The organism is Chryseosolibacter indicum, from assembly GCF_018598585.1.
Lineage (GTDB): Bacteria > Bacteroidota > Bacteroidia > Cytophagales > Cyclobacteriaceae > Chryseosolibacter > Chryseosolibacter indicus.
In genome coordinates, this window is sequence record NZ_JAHESD010000020.1 from 27,431 (window position 1) to 46,871 (window position 19,441).

The 19,441-nt window shown below is 39.5% G+C and carries 16 protein-coding genes; 4 read left to right on the top strand and 12 right to left on the bottom strand.

The genetic code is table 11. The features are described 5' to 3' along the window. Positions 1-28: 28 nt before the first annotated feature. The 6 genes from KK060_RS10810 to KK060_RS10835 form a co-directional block, all read right to left on the bottom strand. Positions 29-1,195 carry an alginate lyase family protein gene (locus tag KK060_RS10810; protein WP_254153742.1) on the bottom strand — a complete coding sequence of 389 codons (1,167 nt, stop codon included), beginning with the start codon at positions 1,193-1,195 and terminating at the stop codon, positions 29-31. Beyond that, on the bottom strand, positions 1,195-2,361 hold the full coding sequence (locus KK060_RS10815; protein ID WP_254153743.1) for a BT3233 family polysaccharide utilization protein: 1,167 nt from the start codon (positions 2,359-2,361) through the stop codon (positions 1,195-1,197). Before KK060_RS10815 ends, KK060_RS10810 begins: the two co-directional genes overlap by 1 nt. Beyond that, a complete protein-coding gene (locus KK060_RS10820) occupies positions 2,358-3,530 on the bottom strand; it encodes a glycoside hydrolase family 88 protein (protein ID WP_254153744.1) in 1,173 nt (390 codons plus the stop codon). Before KK060_RS10820 ends, KK060_RS10815 begins: the two co-directional genes overlap by 4 nt. A gap of 244 nt (positions 3,531-3,774) precedes the next feature. Further along, positions 3,775-4,806 carry a LacI family DNA-binding transcriptional regulator gene (locus KK060_RS10825; RefSeq protein WP_254153745.1) on the bottom strand — a complete coding sequence of 344 codons (1,032 nt, stop codon included), beginning with the start codon at positions 4,804-4,806 and terminating at the stop codon, positions 3,775-3,777. Between the two features lie 410 nt (positions 4,807-5,216). Next, a complete protein-coding gene (locus KK060_RS10830; protein ID WP_254153746.1) occupies positions 5,217-5,609 on the bottom strand; it encodes a DUF5655 domain-containing protein in 393 nt (130 codons plus the stop codon). 62 nt (positions 5,610-5,671) lie between these two features. Beyond that, positions 5,672-6,190 (bottom strand): DinB family protein, encoded by a 519-nt coding sequence (locus KK060_RS10835; protein WP_254153747.1) that lies wholly within the window; start codon positions 6,188-6,190, stop codon positions 5,672-5,674. Between the two features lie 201 nt (positions 6,191-6,391). Here KK060_RS10835 and KK060_RS10840 point away from each other — a divergent pair, with 201 nt between their 5' ends. The 4 genes from KK060_RS10840 to KK060_RS10855 all read left to right on the top strand — a co-directional run bounded on the left by KK060_RS10840 (position 6,392) and on the right by KK060_RS10855 (position 9,763). Continuing rightward, on the top strand, positions 6,392-7,207 hold the full coding sequence (locus KK060_RS10840; protein ID WP_254153748.1) for an AraC family transcriptional regulator: 816 nt from the start codon (positions 6,392-6,394) through the stop codon (positions 7,205-7,207). A 65-nt stretch (positions 7,208-7,272) separates the two neighbouring features. Further along, positions 7,273-7,737: a VOC family protein gene (locus KK060_RS10845; protein ID WP_254153749.1), complete on the top strand. Its 465-nt coding sequence runs from the start codon at positions 7,273-7,275 to the stop codon at positions 7,735-7,737. A gap of 211 nt (positions 7,738-7,948) precedes the next feature. Then, positions 7,949-8,683, top strand: a complete 735-nt coding sequence (locus KK060_RS10850) for a hypothetical protein (protein ID WP_254153750.1) — start codon at positions 7,949-7,951, stop codon at positions 8,681-8,683. Between the two features lie 195 nt (positions 8,684-8,878). After that, positions 8,879-9,763, top strand: a complete 885-nt coding sequence (locus tag KK060_RS10855; RefSeq protein WP_254153751.1) for an AraC family transcriptional regulator — start codon at positions 8,879-8,881, stop codon at positions 9,761-9,763. 13 nt (positions 9,764-9,776) lie between these two features. Here KK060_RS10855 and KK060_RS10860 read toward each other — a convergent pair whose 3' ends face one another. From KK060_RS10860 to KK060_RS10885, 6 genes are all read right to left on the bottom strand, one after another. Next, positions 9,777-10,241, bottom strand: coding sequence for a hypothetical protein (locus tag KK060_RS10860; RefSeq protein ID WP_254153752.1), 465 nt, complete (start codon positions 10,239-10,241; stop codon positions 9,777-9,779). Positions 10,242-10,267: 26 nt separating this feature from the next. Further along, on the bottom strand, positions 10,268-11,641 hold the full coding sequence (locus KK060_RS10865) for a DUF4302 domain-containing protein (protein WP_254153753.1): 1,374 nt from the start codon (positions 11,639-11,641) through the stop codon (positions 10,268-10,270). A gap of 15 nt (positions 11,642-11,656) precedes the next feature. Continuing rightward, positions 11,657-13,015 carry a zinc-binding metallopeptidase gene (locus KK060_RS10870; protein ID WP_254153754.1) on the bottom strand — a complete coding sequence of 453 codons (1,359 nt, stop codon included), beginning with the start codon at positions 13,013-13,015 and terminating at the stop codon, positions 11,657-11,659. A 19-nt stretch (positions 13,016-13,034) separates the two neighbouring features. Further along, positions 13,035-14,528, bottom strand: a complete 1,494-nt coding sequence (locus KK060_RS10875) for a RagB/SusD family nutrient uptake outer membrane protein (protein WP_254153755.1) — start codon at positions 14,526-14,528, stop codon at positions 13,035-13,037. Between the two features lie 29 nt (positions 14,529-14,557). Next, positions 14,558-18,193, bottom strand: coding sequence for a SusC/RagA family TonB-linked outer membrane protein (locus KK060_RS10880; RefSeq protein ID WP_254153756.1), 3,636 nt, complete (start codon positions 18,191-18,193; stop codon positions 14,558-14,560). A gap of 180 nt (positions 18,194-18,373) precedes the next feature. Then, entirely contained in the window at positions 18,374-19,429 is a 1,056-nt protein-coding gene (locus tag KK060_RS10885) for a FecR family protein (RefSeq protein WP_254153757.1), read from the bottom strand. Positions 19,430-19,441: the final 12 nt, after the last annotated feature.

A 19,441-nucleotide genomic window follows, 5' to 3' on the forward strand; every position in this document is an offset into this window, starting at 1 on the left:
GTGTTGTTATCCATTTAGCTAAAACAAATTAATTCAACCAGATCAAAGGGTTTCTTATCGGGAGGTTTCTCAGGACTTCTTCAACTTCAGGTTTATGATCCATCTGCTCCCAGGTGCGAAGCCACTCCTTTTCATTAAATGCGGCTGCTCCAAATAATAGGGCAGGGTGTGCAACTGGCCAATTATCCCAATACATTACATCTTTTGCATACGGCCATGTCGATTTATCTTTCAGATAAGGAAAGAGAAAGTTTATTCCCTTCCTGATTGACTTTCCATCTGCTGTCCGATACTCCCATAAATTATCTTTTGAATCAGAAAGGATCTGGCAGATCACTGTCATCGCATCTAAATTGAAAATGGAGTAACCGTAAGGTTTAGTACGCTTAAGCTCTAAAGGAAAACTACCGTCTTTCGCCATTTGATCGGGCAGTAAAACACCTTTATAGCGCTCGCGACAAAAGTCCAGTATCTGTTTGTTTTCTGTTAGCCTGGCAAAAGATGCAACCTGCATTACCCAGCATGTACCGTGATTATTCTTTGCATTCATTTCGTCTTTGCCATACTGATGGGTAGTGAGCCATTCCAGGTATTTTGAAAACCAGGTCACAACTCCTTGTCTTGTCTCCCTATCAAAAGCAGAGGACTTACTCATTACCAGTACCCCTTGAGCTACTTCCATCAGATGAATAGTATCAATGATACCGATACCCCTACCGGTAACTCTTCCTTTAATGGCCTGGGCATATAATAAATGCGGAGTCATAAATGTTTCTGCATCAATAAACCAGGCACGGAGATGTTTTAAGGCATGAAGCACATATTTATTATCTTTTGTAATGACATAAGCTGAGGTAAGGGCGCCTATAATTCTGCTGAAGCGAATCATGGCCAAGCGATGATCAACGAAATTATCAGGATTTGTCATCCCATCGCGTTGTACATACGGACCATCAATATTGCTAGAATCGGGCCACCAGTAATCTCCCTCTGAATAGAAGTCGTGTTGGGTACCCGCACTGCGTGGTGAATGTGATGCCGTTACTGTAACAGGTTGCTGTTGCAAGGCCCACGTTGCTTCTGCAAGTATCTGATCCTGAAGAACGGCAATTACCTTGTTCCTGTATGAAATTTGTGCTAAACCTTCAGCTGAAACTAAAAAGAACAACAGTATGACAATCCAAGCCCTTATCATCACTGAATAGTAACCACTAACGGAGTAGCAATACGCTGAGCAAAGCGCCCAAGGTAATCATTCCATTCGCTTTCGCTTTGTATATACCCTGCTTTCTTCCAGGCAAAACCTGTATAGTATGTAACTTTATTTTCAGGCTTTGTCATAATGTAGAGCTGGCTGAGATCTTTTTTACGGGTTCTGTAATCGCTATGCCCAATAATTTGGATTGGATCAACAACAACACCAGTACCTATTTCTGAATCGTCTATAGGTTCCCAATAGCTGAACGTACCTTTAACTGTATCGGCATGGGTTCTGCCTTTTGCATCATGAAGCGTGATTCCAATGGCAACGTTGGGCAAACTACCTGAAGCATTAATCATATCCTCAACCTTATACAACTGGTTTCCCAGGTCAATGGTAATTCGTTTTGTTTCGTTAATAGAAATGCCATCAGCCTGCCAGGGTGCATAAGTTAGTTCAAAGATATTACGCACAGGTCCATCCGCTATTTTCTTCCACGACACAAAATTCCTGGATACATAAAGGGAGTCGTTCTTCCATACGCCAATGCCACCACAGCCGCGACTAATCCCTACGTGGTAAGGGTCATATCCTTCTCCGTCATCTTTATGGTACGATCCTCCTTCTGCATTCTTCTTATACCATTTATCAATAACAGGATAATTAACCCGCTTGAGCCAGCAATCCAAACCACTTGATAATGTTCCTGCCTTTTCGCCCGCCTCTGCCATACGTTGCGCTTCTGGCCCGTAAGTTCTGAAAGCAACAAGATCATTCTCCCACGCGTAGTCGTCAGTACGTTCAGGAACAAACCTTGAATACGTACTTACTTCCGACTTTACATCAGTTTTGTTAGCTGTTGTTTCTATCTCAAAAGTTTTCGTTTCCCCTGCTTTAAGCGAAGCAAGAAAAATAAGCTCATCGGCTACTGAATCCGCATCTGTATCTACAAGCTGACTTAACAACTGTTCATTGCCCGATTTAGCAACCCAGTGGGTATGTTCCTTTACTCCCACGTCTGCCAACTTTATGGCTACCACCTCCTGGCGATCGAAGTCAAGCGTATTCTTAACTGAAATTTCTTTCTTTACAGAAGGTTGACCACAGGAGGCAAGAAACAGGAGTATACTTACAGAAAGTAAAGACGAAATCAATCTCATGACTTAACCTTTGTTTCAAACTTGTTTCTATAACGAAGCAGTGCTTCTATATAATAGTAATCGCCATAAATAAGCGGAACATCAATTTCTGATTTGGCGGGCTTGTGACCGGTGCAGTGCATCAAAATAAAGTCGTGATTAGTGCCTGGCTTTGCCAGATAAGCATCACTGCTTAAGCTTGCAAGAATTTGTTCTGCAGCGGAGTTGTACTTCTTACCATCCTTTACATAATCGCTTAACTCCAGCAAACCTGAAGCAAGAATAGCTGCCGCAGAAGCATCTCTTTCTTCGTTGGGAATTTTAGGTGCATTGAAATCCCAGTATGGAATTTTGTCTTTCGGAAGGTTGGGATGACTGAGAAAGAAATCGGCAATCTTCACGGCCTGATCAAGGAAGCGTTTATCTTTTGTTTCGCGGTAGGTAACGGTATAGCCATACATACCCCAGGCTTGCCCCCTCGCCCATGCTGACTCATCCGCAGCGCCTTGATGCGTTACCCGCGATAATACTTTCCCCGTAAGGGTATCGTAATCTACCACATGGTAGCTACTGTTATCGGCACGAAAATGATTTTTAAGGGTTGTATTTGCGTGTGTAACTGCAATCTTATAAAAGCTGGAATCGCCACTTACCTTTGTTGCCCAAAACAACAACTCCAGGTTCATCATGTTATCAATAATAACGGGGAATTGCCATTTGCCGTGATCCCATGATTTTATAACGCCTGCCTTTGCATTGTAGCGTTTGGACAACGAGCGCGCTCCCTGCAACAATACTTCTTTATACTTCTGATCATTGGTTAACCGAAGACCATTCCCGTAAGGACAATACAACATAAAGCCGAGGTCGTGAGTGCGGGTATTGAATTTCTCCTTCTCCATTGAGGCAGTCCACGTGCGTGCGGCCTGCTCCCATTTTTTATCTTTCGTATATTCAAACATATACCAAAGTATTCCCGGATAAAACCCACTGGTCCAATCCTGCGAGGGAACGCTGTGCAAGGCGCCCGCTTTAACAGAACGCGGAAATTTTAAGGTATCATGATAATTCTTCAACCGGTTTTCCATGTGTTGCTGAACAACCTGGAAGCTTTTGGTTGTATTAAACTTTTTAACGGCAATAAAAGAAAGCAGGGCGAAAAAGGGAGCTAAAAACAAAATTCTTTTCATCGTATTCATTTTTCACGGTGATCCTATGTGCTACAGTATTTAATGTAATCTTCTTTATGCCTAAGTTAAAAAGTAAAATGGGAGGTTGTCCGAATAATTTTACCCAAACTAAACCAGTACTTTGTACGAAGCCCGGACCAACCTCCCATTCCCATTGCCTTAACCCAAAATATGCACAATGGTTTTATAGGAGACGTAACCATTTAGCGTCACCCCTACAACGGGAGTATTTATTTTTAAATGACTAACTGCTGGTTCTTAATGAAGAACCTCTGACAATCAATTCGGGCATCAACACAACCTTTCTTGGAGAAAATTCTGCTTGGCCATTGAGCTTCACCTCATCAAGAAATATTTCGCATGCAATATTTCCCATACGTAAACAATGCTGGTCGACAGAAGAAATAGGCGGATCGCTGAAAAGGGTAAACGGATCGTTGCTGAAGCCTACAATGGCAACCTCATCAGGAACACGAATGCCATGCTCCTTTAAAACCTGCAGCGCGCCCATCGCCCCAAGATCACTCGAAGAAAAAACACCATCGACAGATATTCTTTCATCCAATAATTTCTGCATCGATCTCCTTCCATCTTCAAGCTGCATATTGCTCTCAACAATCAGCTCATTGACAAGCGGAAGACTATAGTGTTCCAACGCGGCGAGGTAACCGCGGCGTCTTTCTTTATAGATACTGACGTTCTGAAAACTTGTAAAGTGCCCTATTCTCTTACAACCTTGCTGTATGAGGTGCTCAGTAGCCTTGTAAGCACCCTTAAAATCATCGATCAGAACTTTGCTGATATCCAGGTCATCATTGGTTCTATCGAAAGAGATAACAGGGATTCCCTGACGCTTTGCTTTCAGAAAATGATCAAAGTTAACCGTGTTCTTCGAGAATGATGTTATGATACCATCCACCCGCGAATTTATTAATGCCTCAACAGCGGCGGCTTCCTTAGCGGGATTTTCATACGTCTGACAGATAATAACCTGATAGTTGGCATTCATAGCCACCTCTTCTACGCCCCTTACAATAGACCCGAAGAAGTTGCGGTCTGCCGTAGGAACAATAATTCCAATAATATTACTTCTGCCATTACGCAGCGCTGCAGCAAGCTTATGAGGCTGATAATTGAGTTGTTTGGCGACAGACAATACGGAATCCTTCGTCTGCTGACTAATCCTCGGACTACCGTTTAATGCCCTTGAAACAGTGGACGCGGCAATTTTAAGCTCCCGAGCTATATCGTGGATAGTGGCCTTATCTGCCATCATTTATAGTTTCTTTCCAATATAACTGACGTTTTTTTTGAAAAAAACCCTTACTAACGTCTAAGCGAACCGAGATGGCTGAAAGATGGACATTTTATAACCCAGGAGGCTCCGAGTAGCTACTATGACGCATCCGAGCAGCCTTCATGGTGAGACGGTGGTGATAGGGTGTTTGTTCGGTTGTGATAGGGATAATGGGCCTTTTTACGGTCAAAAACCCTATTTATCCGCTATTTTCACCGTTTTTGCACTGATTATCCATAGAACCTGCTCTGAACCGCCACTGGTGATCTATTAATACCAAACTAAGGAACCTACATTTTAACGCATACGTAACCTCATTGTGGGTTTGGTATAGTCTTGGCAATGGCACCAAATCAACTTTTCAGAAAGGAGCTTGAATGGAAGTGAAATTATTTGTCCTCAGTTCCGAGGCGGTATGCTAATTCCATAAAGGATAGTATCTCAGAATTTAAGTCTTCCTTGTCATACATCCTGAAATGATGGTTGAATTGCTTTACATCACCCGGAACTTGTGCTATTTTTTGAAAGCAATCATTCCCGGTGTAGGGTTGTTTAAACGGAAAAATGACGTGAACAAAATTCTTTCCTAATTGCGTAACGTAAGCAATACGCCTGCGCGGAGTAGCAATACCAATCATCGTTTTGGCCGGGTGAACAGTTACTCTTCCTACTTTCTGAAATTCAGTTATAAAGGCTTTAAAAAGGCTGACAGTATGATCTGACTTTCCTGTAAGAAAATCTTCCAACGCTTTGTCACCTTTTACTGCCCGTCCTTTCTTCATGTAGCTAAGTTATTACAGAAAATTGAAAGAAACAGTAAAGGTACTGAGAGCAGCATGCCCTTTTAATGCTTAACCATAGCTTTAATTATTGCTTCAATCTTTTGAAGTTGATGATGGTGTCTTTGAGTATGAACAATTAGAAAATGTACTATTTCAAGACGAGTTGATTCTTTAAATTCAGGTATATCAATATCCAGACAGGTTTGAGTAAGATCAATAGAGCCTATCTGTTTTGTCAGCATTGCGACGATTTCTCCAAGATTACCATCTATTTCTTTTTTACTTGTAAATATTCCTTTCGGGATGATGAATTCGGGAGAATTCATTTTGAATGAAAAATCTAAAAACATCTCCCTGATCTCATTCACGTGAGCATCTGGTTTTCGCTTTGTTGGTACTGAATTACCAGTTATAAATCGATACATCCCCTGGTCAGACAAGACAACATGTTCTGCAACTTCAGCCGCACTCCAGCTGCCAGGTTGCGGAGACATAAAAAGCTGCTCTTCTTCAAACATATTTAAAGTATTATTGAAATCAGCATTTACTTTTATAAACTCTGACAGCACTTCCTTATTCATACATGTATTATTCATTAGATTTAATACAAAAGTATTTGGACGTATCCTTCTGTAAGCGGTGGGAACGCGCCAATTACGCGGGGCAAGCGCGACATTCTCAACGAGTAACGGTAATGAGATGCATGACTAAAATATTTGCGCAAAGCCTTTACCAGTCTATTTAAAACAATTACTTTTCTATACAATAAACAACACAAGCGTTTGATAACGATCGGTAACATAGAAAAGCTTTATACACCTGTTCAGCCTACGGTAAAACAATATACCGATGATGTTGCTTATTGTGAATTTTCGCCTGACAAAAGTCTTCAATCAGTTATTTCCTGCTACTGGCAACTGAAAACATTAAAACCTGTTATCAATTCGTTTAATTATCGTGTAGTGGCAGACGGATGTATCGACATCTTCTTTGAACTTGACAAACCACGCGAGAATTTTGTAATGGGCTTTTGTGAGAAGTTCACCGATTTTGTGCTTAGAGGAGCATTTAATTATGTAGGCATCCGTTTTTTTCCTACCATGTTTTCTCAATTGTTTAACTTAAGTGCAAAAGACTTGAGCAATCAATCAGAACAACTAAGCGCAGTGGTTCCTGAAATGGCTGGCTTTATTCAAGACAATTTTGATGGGAGTGTTGACCACAACGACATTAAAAAATTGCTTGACGCTCATTTCACAGATCTTGTAAACAAGACTACATTTAATAATGATGTTCGGCTCTATGGAGCGATAAATATTATTCTCGAGAAGAAGGGCGTAGTTGATATTGAGAAAGACATTGACACTGGTATAAGCACCAGGCAACTTCGCAGGCTTTTTGAATACTATATAGGCGATACACCAAAAACCTTCAGCAAAGTAGTTCGCTTTCAAAACATACTTAAAGCAAAACCATCAGGAGAAAGCCTTAAAAAGGATAAGCTTTTCTTTGATGCAGGCTACTATGATCAGGCCCATTTTATTAAAGAATTTAAGGACCTTTACGGTGTCACGCCTTCAAAAGCATTCGGGCGTTAAGATGTCCGTTTTTTACAATACTTAAATTTTGTTAATGCTCATGTTTGTACCGTTAATTTAACAGTATGAAACACGTTCTTGTTGTTATGATACTATCCATAACATCACACCTTTATGCACAATTAGGTTCAACAAAAAAAAACATCACTATGAAATTAAATGCAGGTATTATCACCAGGAAAATTTCAGAAACAAAAGATTTCTATATCAATGTACTTGGTTTTGAAGTAACATTCGAAAACGACTTCTATCTCCTGCTACACACACCCGATGGTCAATCAGAAATAAGCTTTCTACTTCCTGATCATCCAAGCCAACAACCCTTGTTTCACAAACCCTTCCAAGGACAGGGAATATATTTAACGATAGAGGTAGACAATGTTGACAATATATATAACGCATTAAAAAGTAAAGGAGTTGAAATTAAAATAGATCTACGAAATGAAACTTGGGGAGACAGGCACTTTGCTATTGAAGACCCTAATGGGGTGGGCATTGACATTGTCCAATATATAGCGCCAAGTAGGTAAGTAAGCCGGACTCATTGAGCAAGTAATAGGTTTAATAACCTTAACTTCCGGAACACTCAAATAACATATGTAAGATTACAAGAAGTTAAGAAGAAAGTTCTTTTAATCTTCGTTTTAAATTTTGGTATACTTGTTGTGTATGGCTGCTTAGTACTTAAAAGAATCAGCTCATTATATCAAATCATTATAAATTGAATTAAACCCCACTATTATGTTATTAAGAACATTGTGTCTTGTATGCTATTTAACAATTTCTGTGTTCACTGTTAAGGCACAGGACCCTGGCCCTGGATCAGTAACAGTATATTCAGAGGATGGTGAAAATTTTACGCTTTACCTCAACGGAGAGCAAAAGAATATTGGTCCGTCATCAAGAGTAGTCGCTGAGAACGTGAAAGAAGTACCTGTAGCATTTCGCATCGTATTTCAAAACGGGGCGAAAGAGATAAAGAAAAACGGCATTCGTCAGGGCACACACTGCTTATATGCAATTCAAAAAAATAAGAAAGGCGAACGGGTATTTAAAATGAAGGGTTGCAGTGAAGATGCTCCTGTTGCTCAGAGTACTTCATCTGCTGAACAAAGTGCTTCTTCATCAACGGTTACAACTACCACTGTTACTTCAACGCCTGCACAATTATCCGCAACGTTTAGTAATGGAGTAATTAGCATCAACGATGGAAGAACGATTCATGTGAAAAAGGTGAAGGCTAATGGCATGTCCTATCCGCGTGTATTTATGAATGCGCTTCCAGGTGCACGTGTTTCTATAACCTATGATGACAACGACGAGAAGTACAATGCTGAATCTCCCTTTAAGTATGAGGTGAAGGACTACAGCAACAATAATTCTTATCTTACACTTACAGTTGATGAAGGCGGGCCCCAAAAGACATGGCACGTTAAGCTTCAGAATGCTAATGGCTACGACATGAAGATCGAATAAGGAGTTTATATAATGGCAGGAAAGGCAGGTAGTAAACAACCTGCCTTTTTTCATATGCGGCGAATGGAAGGAACTAACGTAAAAACGATATTCTAGGAATAAATGGTCTTTTCCTTTAAAAAGTGTTTTTCTTGAAATCGTTACTCATCACTGTATTTCTAATTATTTTGGGGCAGTATTTATCCAAGTCTTAGCATGGCAAAAAAAAGAGAGGCTCCCTTATTTCATTTAGACGCATTTAGTAAGAAGGCACAAGAGAGCTCTTTTTATATAGAGAAACTGGAGACACACTTACGGAATCATAAATTTGTCAGTAAGCCACACAACCACGACTTCTATTTGCTGCTCTATATTAAAAACGGCGGTGGTGAACATACTATCGACTTTAAAGCATATACAATCTACGCTGGAAGCTTTTTCCTGATGACTCCAGGCCAAGTACACTCCTGGAATTTAAAAGAAGGAACTGAAGGGTATATTATTTTCTTTCTTCCCGCATTTTATAAAATGCAATCACAGGAGAGTAACTTGCTCGCGTTTCCATTCTTTCATTCACTTAGTGCCAATCCACATCTTATTGTTGATGACGACACAAAAAACGTTATCGATTTTATAATGAAACAGATGCTCAAAGAATTTGCAAAGTCTGCGAAAACAGACCTACGCATTCTCAGAAACTATCTTGAAATAATCCTGCTTAAGTTGAGTGCTATTTATCCAACGCAAGAAGCAAAAGATTTAGTAAATGGAAATTCATACAAAATACGGAAGCTTGAACAACTTATAGAAAAACACTACTTAAAACTAAAGCAACCAAGCCAGTATGCAGAGCTAATGAATCTTTCTGCTTCTTACCTCAATTCATTATGCAAGCAAACATTGGGAAAGACTCTTACTGATATGATCTCCCAACGGCTTATTCTCGAGGCAAAAAGGCTATTCTCCTATTCTGATTTAAACGTGAACCAGGTTGCTACCCAATTAAACTTCAGCGATCCTTCCTATTTTATTCGTTTTTTCAAAAAACACACAAAACAAACTCCCGAGCAGTTTAAGGACACCATGCAACATGCAGTGTAAGAATTCTAAACCCTTAATCTCCTACTCTTATAAAAGTGAATTTCCAATTTCCGCCGATTCCTTTAACTCTACCACCTTCGGCGCTATCACTGTGCCTAAAGTACATGATCAACGATTTCTCAGCAATTGAATAATCAATTACAACTCCATCATCCCTGGTCATTGAACCCGAAGGCCTTTGGGAATGGAGAAAAAACATGCCGATATTTGAAGGCCAGATAGAGTTGTAAGAATTATTTTCTATCGTATAAGAAAGTCTTTCTTGTACTTTGGATTCTGAAATACCAAGTATAAAGTGTTCAGATGTGTTCTGCGTGATATTATCCTTTTCAATCAATGTTGCCTGCCACGTACCTTTCAATTTTTTAAATATTTCATTGTTTACTAAATCATTTTTATCATCCTCACTGGAACAGCCAGCAAGAACAATGAATAATGAGATGAACAAAGAACGTATTGTAACTACCAAGCTTTTCATTAAGCGTAAATTTAAATTCTCCCTTTTTATTTCTGTAAATGACCACCAAAATGAAAACCTGGCTCCTCTATACTGAAAAATCCACCTATTAAATTAAAATCCCCACCTACATACTCTATAATAAAAGTATCATTATCGAAATGATTCAATACTCCGATCATATCAGCATAAAGCGCACTTGCGTTTTGGTCTGTACTTTCTAATTTGAATTTCAAAATTCCTTCAGCACGCACCTGGTAGGAATATGTATACATCGCCTCAAATGCCTGTACACCTCCACTACTTGTTGGTTGTGTTACCAACAGTGTTATTACCATACGATCAGTGTTTGGTACAAAGGTAAATTTTATCTGACTTAATGTAAGACGATATTCTCCTTCATACATTTGTTGGGCTGCAAATTTATACGCTTGAGTAAATTCTTCCGATTGACCAGGCAGTGGATCATTACCTGCCTCAGAAGGTATAGTCACTGCTACAAGCTTTTTACCAAGTAAACTATACAAGGGAGTAGACGGTTTAAAAATGTAAGTTTCATTAGTACCGGTAATTATTGCCTTGTTCTCAAAAGGCACATAATATGTATTGTTACTGTCATCCCAGATTAACTTATTGATTTCATATTCAAAGATCTTAATGGGATCTTTTAGCGCAATCCCTTCAATAGTAAAGGTATAAGAAGTAAAAGGGATCTGGATTGTATTTCCATCACGGTCAAGGTACTGGAAAGCTATCGTTTTATATGGAATATCTAAAACCATAGGTATTACGGTTTTATTGGGTAAAGTGAGCCTGTAACCTTTGTAAGAACCAAGGTAATTTGCTGTATGCTGTAGTACTTGCTGAATGCGTTTATTAAGAAAAGCTTGAGTCTCTGTTTCGGTAGCGCGGACCAAGATTATTTCAGAATTATGCTTAAGTCCTTTCATTTTTAAACTATCGCCCGAAGGTTCAGTTATAGCAAATTCAAAATCAGACAACAATCCACTCCCTGGCAAGCCATTATTTACATTGCCATCAGGGTCTGCTGGCAGGTGAATGTAAGAATACGTTGAGAATGTTAAGGTGGGTCTTTGTAATGCCTTTACAGTCCACGTACTTTGCATTAGTTCGCCCGCAGAGGTAACGTTGAAATCAGAAAGCATAGTAACATTCCCGTCTTCATCAAAGTCAAAATAATAAAAATAGCCAGTACCTATACCTGTATAAAGCGTAGCCTTCCAACCATAAGAAGCCCCTGTGAGTAAAGACTTGTACTGAGTAATTGTTGCCTTAAGACGCTCATCGGGTGTTTCTTTGAAAATTGTCTCATAATCATTACTGTCACATGCGTTCAATACCAACGCAAGGACCGCTATAAGAAACAAATTGTTAATTCCTTTACTATTGTTTTTTAACATAGGTCTCTGTTCGTTTTAATTTTCTAACATCCCATAACAAAAAGTTTCTGGATTGTCTTTAAGGTGAAATCCTACATAAACTTCATCACTACAGGTCTGAAGCCAATCAATTGTAAATGTTCTGTTGGCAAAAAATGAAGGCAGTGCAGTTGCTTTTAATCCTTCCAGGTAGTAACCATTTTCATCAGCAAAACTTGCGGATATAATAATCGACCCATCATCGCGCTGTATCAATGTATAATAGAAATTGGCTTGTTGGTAGACCCTATTCTCATCATTAAGATTATAATAGTAGATCCGTAAAGCAAGCTCATCTTCAGCAGTAAAACTCATTTTAAAGTTATAATCAAGCGCCAGTCCGTTATTATGCAGCACTCTGTTATCCTGATTAAACCTACCCGTAAATTCTGCTGGCTGGTTAAGTGTTGAAAGATCAAACCGGACAGATGTCTTTTCCTTCCCGTACCCCCACACATCAAATAATGGAGGAAGTTCTTCTGGACCTCCCTGAGGTGGTGCTAACTCATTTATTGCCTCCTGTACTTTTGATTGTAAACCATAGAAATCAATATTGAATGCTTCCTTATAATACTGCACCACTAGCTGTTCCTTTTTCCTAAGCATCTCAAGTGATGGTGCATTTGTTTCACATTCCAGAATTGCTTCATACCCTTCTCTTCCCTCTATAAGCATTGTGGCTACCATTTCAACAAAATCTTCATCAGGAGAAGCCATCGCATAATTTGTTATAAAACCGTTCGCCCTTGCTTGCGTTACAGAGTTAAACCGCCAGTCACTGGTATATAATCCTGCAGTAATGTCTCGAAAGGCCGATGGGTAAGAAACTTTCTGATTGAGGATATGACCAAACTCATGATGTACGATGTGCATCATAGTTTTTAATGCAGAGCGTTCTGTTGGAGAAAAATTATTAACTACATATAACACTACTTTTCGTCCACCTTCCGCAGTGCCTAGTGTAAATGTTCCATCCGGATTATAATGCGCACTACCTACCAGTAAGAATTGCTTTGGGCAGTAAGTTTTAATAAATGTTCCTCCTGCAATTTCACTGTAGGGAGTGATCCATACATCGTTTACTGTTTCCATTACTGGCTTAATCTGTGATACTTTGGGAGGGACAAGCGTTCTATAAATGTCACCTTCAGAAGCATCCCAGCGATATTTTACCTCTATATTAAATGGATAAGTAAAACTATTCAGAAGCCATGTATCAAGCTCTGTAGTTTGTGGTTCTTCGTTTCCAAGATAATCTGTTTTTGAAGGATCTACTTTGTCATTATAGGCATCTTCACATGCAAGTGCCATAAGAGCAAGAACGAGAGTAGATAAAATATATTTTGTACAACGCATAGTCGTTATTATTGAGTTATCAATGCCGGGGATTAGGTTCAAGACCGCCAACGGATATCGCTTCGGCAGGAATTTGTAATATTCTGCGAGGATCACTTGGTTTTAACTCAAGCGTTTGCCCTTCTATTGTTGTATGAAATACGGGAATCTGGTGTCTTAGGATATCAAACCAGCGAAGTCCTTCATGCAAAAACTCTATTCTTCTTAATTCAAGTATCCCACGAACAATTGCCTTTTTATTATCTGTTTCCTTATAAAGATTATACAACCTGTTATAAGTTACATTGTGTCGTTCAGGATCATAGTTTAAAACCCTTACACTTATAAAACGATTCATTTCATCTAATGCCTTTCTAAACTCAGATTGCATGGCATATGCCTCTGCACGATTTAGTAACACCTCTTCTGTCGTGAATAGCGGAAGGATCGTATAGATGTACCCAGTTGTAGCGTTTGTGCCAATACGTACAAAATGTTCTCGAAATTTATGGATGAAATTTATACCTGTTTGCGTGTAGAAATAAGAATAAGCATACATGTCTGCTGCAGGATTAAATTGAAAGATCATCTCATTCATTCTCCCTGCCCCCGTAGAATACCGCATCTTGTTGAAAGTTCTCCCCCAATCTGATTGTGTTTCACACAGCAAAAGATTCGCCTTTTCTGTAGAGCGTGTATAAGCAATAGACAGTTCGTTAGTTGTATAGGTGCGATATATGGTTGTCCATGGGCGAAGAGAAGAGATAACGTCACTACTACCCATCAGAACTCGGTCAGCATGTTCAACCACTTTGTCATATTGTTTTTTATAGAGGTAATACCGCGAAGCAAACGCATGAGCCGCAGCTTTTGTAAAATGAAACTTGGCAATATTTGACGCATTATTACTTTGTTCACCATATGACTGGTCATTTATAAGTGGCAGCCCTACTATAAGATCTTTCTCTATCATATCATAAACATACTGTACAGTTTTTCTTTCGTATGTTTTAAGTGAGACAGTTTCAAGGTCCGTTACATAGGGAATGCCGGGGTCTATATCCGCTGTTTGTGGGTTATACATTTTGGCGAATAAGCTTACCAGCATAAAGTGTGAGTAGGCTCTTGCAATCAGCGCTTCACCTTTTTGTGCGTTATAGTTCAACGAGTCATTACTTTCCCTGATAGCCTTTAAGGCGTGATTAGCTGCTGCAATTGCAGCATAACAAGCATTCCAATAATTTTCGGGTGAGTCTTGCCAGGTTGCAGCGCCATCTCTCCAGAAGTATGGGTCTGCGTTAGTAACATCCTGGGTTCCTCCAAAATTATCTTCAACATTGTCTGACATTGCCTCACAAAAAGGAATGTAATTCCCTTCGGGATAAGCTGAAACCAAAAGCTCTGCAATCTTTTCCTTTGTATTAACTGTCGCCCTATTATCAGGCGTTTCTGAAAGAAAATCATCACATGCGGTAAATAGAAGAGCTGATGTTACAAGTACCAACAGACCTTTGGCGATGTTCTTCTTTAACATATTTTTTTGATATAGTTGTATCACACGCATTAGAAGCTAAGTTTTACGGATAATGTTATCTGTTTTGCCACAGGCAATGCTACCCCACCCGAAGAAAAGAACTCAGGGTCCTGTCCATATAACTTTTTATCTGCATACAGAAGCCAAAGGTTCGTACCCGTAAGGCTTACAGAAGCATTGGTAAAAGCATTGGCAGGAAGAATCTTTTCAGGAACATTATAGCTCAATGAAACTGTACGCAAGCGGATAAAAGATCCATCCGCTACCCTTTCAGTAGAGTAGTTGTAAGAATTATAAGGATAAGTAGCACTTAGCGCAGCAAGGGTAGTAAGGTCTGGTATTGAAGGAATATCTGAAGCTCTTTCATCACCAGGTAAAACCCACCGATCAAGAAACTCACGAGGCATGGCATCGAGGTCTGAGTAAGCGCTTTTAAAAGCCGGGTTAAGCCTGATCTTGTTTCCAGCCTGATAAGTCAAGAAAACGTTTAAGCTGAAGTTTCGGTATTGTAATGTATTTGAAAACCCACCTGTAACTGTTGGATCTACAGGTCCTTCATATTTTAAATATTGTGTATTGAGACTCTGTAAAAAAACGTTATTGCTCAAATGGCCATTATGATCAATAAAGTTAGGCACTCCTGTCTCGGGGTTAAGGCCTTGAAAGTCGATAGAAAAAAGACCACGTACCGGGTAACCTTGTTGTGCTCCTCCATCCTGGAACACGAGGTTGTAAATCCTAGGCATGTTTTTAAGATTTGTAATTTTGCTTTTGTTGTAAGTGAAAACAAAATTTGTCGTCCAGTTTAGTTTTCCCTGGTTCAGAATTGTAGCACCTAATGATAAGTCAACACCATGCGATTTCATATCCGCATAATTGATCGCTTTATAAGGCTCACCGCCAATACCGGACGTCTTGATAACGCTTATTAAATCGAAGTGATTACGTTTATAATAATCAAATGTTATTGTAAATGTTTTTAAAAGTCCTGCGCTTAATCCAAGGTTAAGCTCATACTGTTTCTCCCATGTCAGGTCCTGGTTTTCTAATCCTTCGATAATGATCTGAGCTTCTTTCTCATCAAGGTGTGGCCGGCTCGTCGTTGAACTGCGGTATACAACAGAAGAATTGGTTGCATTTCCGACGTTTGCTGTAAGTCCATAGCCAGCCTTTACTGTAAGAAAATCCACCGCCCGTATGGATTGCATAAAAGTCTCCGTGTCGATATTCCATGCTGCGCTTACGTTCCATGTCGGAAGCCATCGTGCTGTACGCGATTCACCAAGACGATTAGATCCATCTTGACGAAGTGTAGCATTAAGAATATACTTGTCATTCCACGCATAGTTTGCACCTGCATAAAAACTTGCGTAGCGTTCTCGAGAATACCCCATACCGAAGTAGTTAAAATTACCCTCAAGCAACTGCTTTATCATGAGGTAATCTGTAAAAGCAAGGCCTCCTTTGTTGAATTGATAACCGTATCCATTACTATAAGAATTCTGTCGATTGATTAACCTTAGCTCTTGGCCTGCAACCACGCTTAAATTATGCTTACTATTGAAAGAATAATTCCAATCAATTTGATTTTTTAAGTAATAACTTCTCATCTGGTCATCGGAGCGATTATAAAACCCTCCCTCTGGGAGAACTACAACAGGATCAAGGTTCGGATAGTCTGGATTGTAGTATAAGAACTTATTACCTTGACGGATAACCTGGGTACCATCAGCCCGATAGGCTTCCGCCATATTTGATTGTTCTTCGACCTTATGTTCAGTAGTAGTTCTTACATCGCGTACAGCACCCACAAATTCATACTTGAAGTGTTTTGTTATGTTATAAGTGAAATCGCCCTGCAAACGAAGGTCAAGAAGATTTAAATCAATGTAATTTGACGCTACTTCCTTGAGAATGTTAAAAGGCGAATAGTTGCGAGTAAAATACTCCAGGTTTCCGTTCTTATCGTAAGGAGTAAGCACTCTGCTCGTATTAAGCGCATAGCTAAAAGGATTAATGTCGAAATCACGGTTATAGCGTCCTTCAACAACATTTACTTCTCTTGCGACTGTTCCTGGTACACGCTGTATTCGAGAAGAACCATTTGCGCTTAGTCCAAAACCAATTTTATCTGAAATTTTAAAAGTACCACGTGCGTTGAGCGTGTACCTGTCAACCTGATCTGCAATTGTCCATCCGCTGTCATCATAATAGCTGGCGGAGAAATAAAGCTGCGAAGCATCGGTACCTGATGATACACCTAATGAATGTTCCTGAACAAAGGAATTTTTAAAAAGAATATCAAACCAATCTGTATTAGCTAAGGCATAACGCTGAAGGTAAGCCTTACGTTGCTCCGGTGTATTCAGAAGTTCAAATTGATCTAACTGCTCATTGTAAGAATCATTAATAATGTCGTACATCTTTTTATACACACCTCCATCGGGAAGCATCGACATTGCTGCATGATTTAGCAGACCCTTTCTCTCCATTTCCGCATACACTGACATCTGGTCTACTGAATTCAGTATATTAAAGTTATCATAGGTAGGCTTGAGATAAGATGAAAAATTACCTGAATACGTTACCTGTGCTTTTCCCACCCGCCCGCGTTTGGTCTTAATCACAATTACACCATCCTTTGCTCGAGCTCCATATAAAGCAGTTGCAGAAGCATCTTTCAGTACGGTAATACTTTCGATATCATCGGCATTCAAGCCGGCCACAGAGGATCCTATCAATGTATTGGGGTCACCTGTAGTCAGTTGCTCGGCAGAAACATTTACTACATCTTCAAGCACAACATTATCTATTACCCAAAGTGGCTTATTATCACCAGTAATAGAAGTAGCACCTCTTATTCTGATTTTTGGTGCGGCACCAAAAGTACCCGAAACGTTTTGAACCGACACCCCTGCAGCCTTCCCTTGAAGCATACGACTAAGATCAACTGTCCCCTCTGCTTTAAACTCTTTTGAGTCGAGCATCACGGCAGAACCAGTAAACAATCTCTTATCCATCTCCTGGTATCCGGTGGAGACCAATGAAACTTCAGTTAGTGTTTGGACGTCAACTTGTAATTCTACATTAATAATAGTTTCTGTAGTTACTTTAATTTCTGATGATGTATAACCTACAAAAGAAAACACGAGTATTTCACCACTTGCCGCATCAATTGTATACTCTCCGTTTGCATTTGTAATAACTCCTCGGGTACTACCTTTAATAGTAACGTTGACACCAGGAAGCGATTCTTTTGTATCAGCTGCCACTACCCTCCCCTTGATACGAATATCTTGCTGGCTGTCTTTGAGTACAATTACGATAAGCTTACCTTCTAAAAATTTATGAGTAAGAGACGTGGGACTTAACAGTCGGGCGATTACGGATTGCAGCGATTCGTTTTTGGCAGAAATTGAAGTAATCTTTTTAAGGTCATCAAAAGAATCGTTATAGAAAAAAGAATACCCGCTTTCTCGTTCGATTACCTGAAGCGCTTGGCGAATAGTAACATCTTTTAACTCTATACTTAAAGTTTGAGAATAGGCGTTTTCAGCAAAGGCAACACCAATAGGTATTAACAATAAAAGCCAGATTTTCATATTCAATGCTGTTTTTTCTAATACAGACCAAATTAACAGTTGGCCGTATCTATTTTTTTTCATAGACTTAGTTTAGGATTGGATGAATTATTTTGTTCCTCACCGTGCGAAGGTTGGGTTACAGACTGTTTGCTAGTCCTACGGGATCATTTGATGTGCCAGCATCTTTTGGTCCCTCATTTATTCTAACGGAACAGCTTATTATATGTAGTGGTTATTCATAATAGTGGTTTTATTGGTGAGCTAGGGCTTCTGACTTTGGTATTTTGATTTTGTCAGCTCATTTTCACTTAGTATTACATTCTTTTCATGTATTGTGAACTTTACCGGTGATGTTAATGCAAGAGCGCTTAACACCTGCTCAAGACTGAGTTGCTGAATTCTTCCGTTGTATCGATATGTTTTCAGGCTTTCATCTTTGAAATTAATTTTTACGTTATAGATCCGTTCAATTTTCTTAGATAACTCATTAAGCGATTCTCCCCTTACTGTAAGCCAACCATCTTTCCAATCGGCATCTGCTGCAGCATCTACATTTTTCTCAAGTACCATCGCTTCAGCCATTCTTTGCGTAGTAGTTGCACGTAGTATAATCCTTTCATTCGGCTTAAGAACAACTTCTTCACCTTTACCAGAAGCTCCAACACGATTTACTTTTAAAGAACCACGAAGAAGAGTTGTACTGAAAACGTCCTCCTTATCGTATGCATTTACATTAAAAGCAGTACCAAGAACAGTAATGTCAAATAAGGCAGTATGAACTTTGAATGGAACCGTTCGCTTCTTCACATCAAAGAACGCTTCACCCTCAAGTGTTATATTACGGTTTTCTGCTCCAAATTCTTGATTATATGAAATCTTACTTCCCGCATTCAACCATACCTTAGAACTATCAGGAAGTGTAATTAGTGTACGCGCTCCATTGGGAGCTTCTACGATTGTAGCAACATTAGTAACATCTGTGTCGGTAGCAACTTTCCAAATAAGAACTGAAGCTATCAAAACTACTGCAATAACAGCTGCATAACGCAGTAATTCTATAAAGGTAACACGACGCGTATCCGTTGTTTGCTTACGCATCCGTTCCAGCACTACCTTCCAATCCTGGTCTTTGTCTATCTGTAGATAAGGCAAATCCTCGCTCCTACTCCAATATTTACTAATCAGTTCAAACTCTTTTCTAAAAGGTTCATCCTTAATTATCTCTTCCCATTCTAATCGTTCAACAGGCGTTAATGAATTAGTTAATAAGCGTGTTGCGAGATACCACTTGCGTTCTTCTGGGTCTAATTCCTCCATGTTATTCATTTT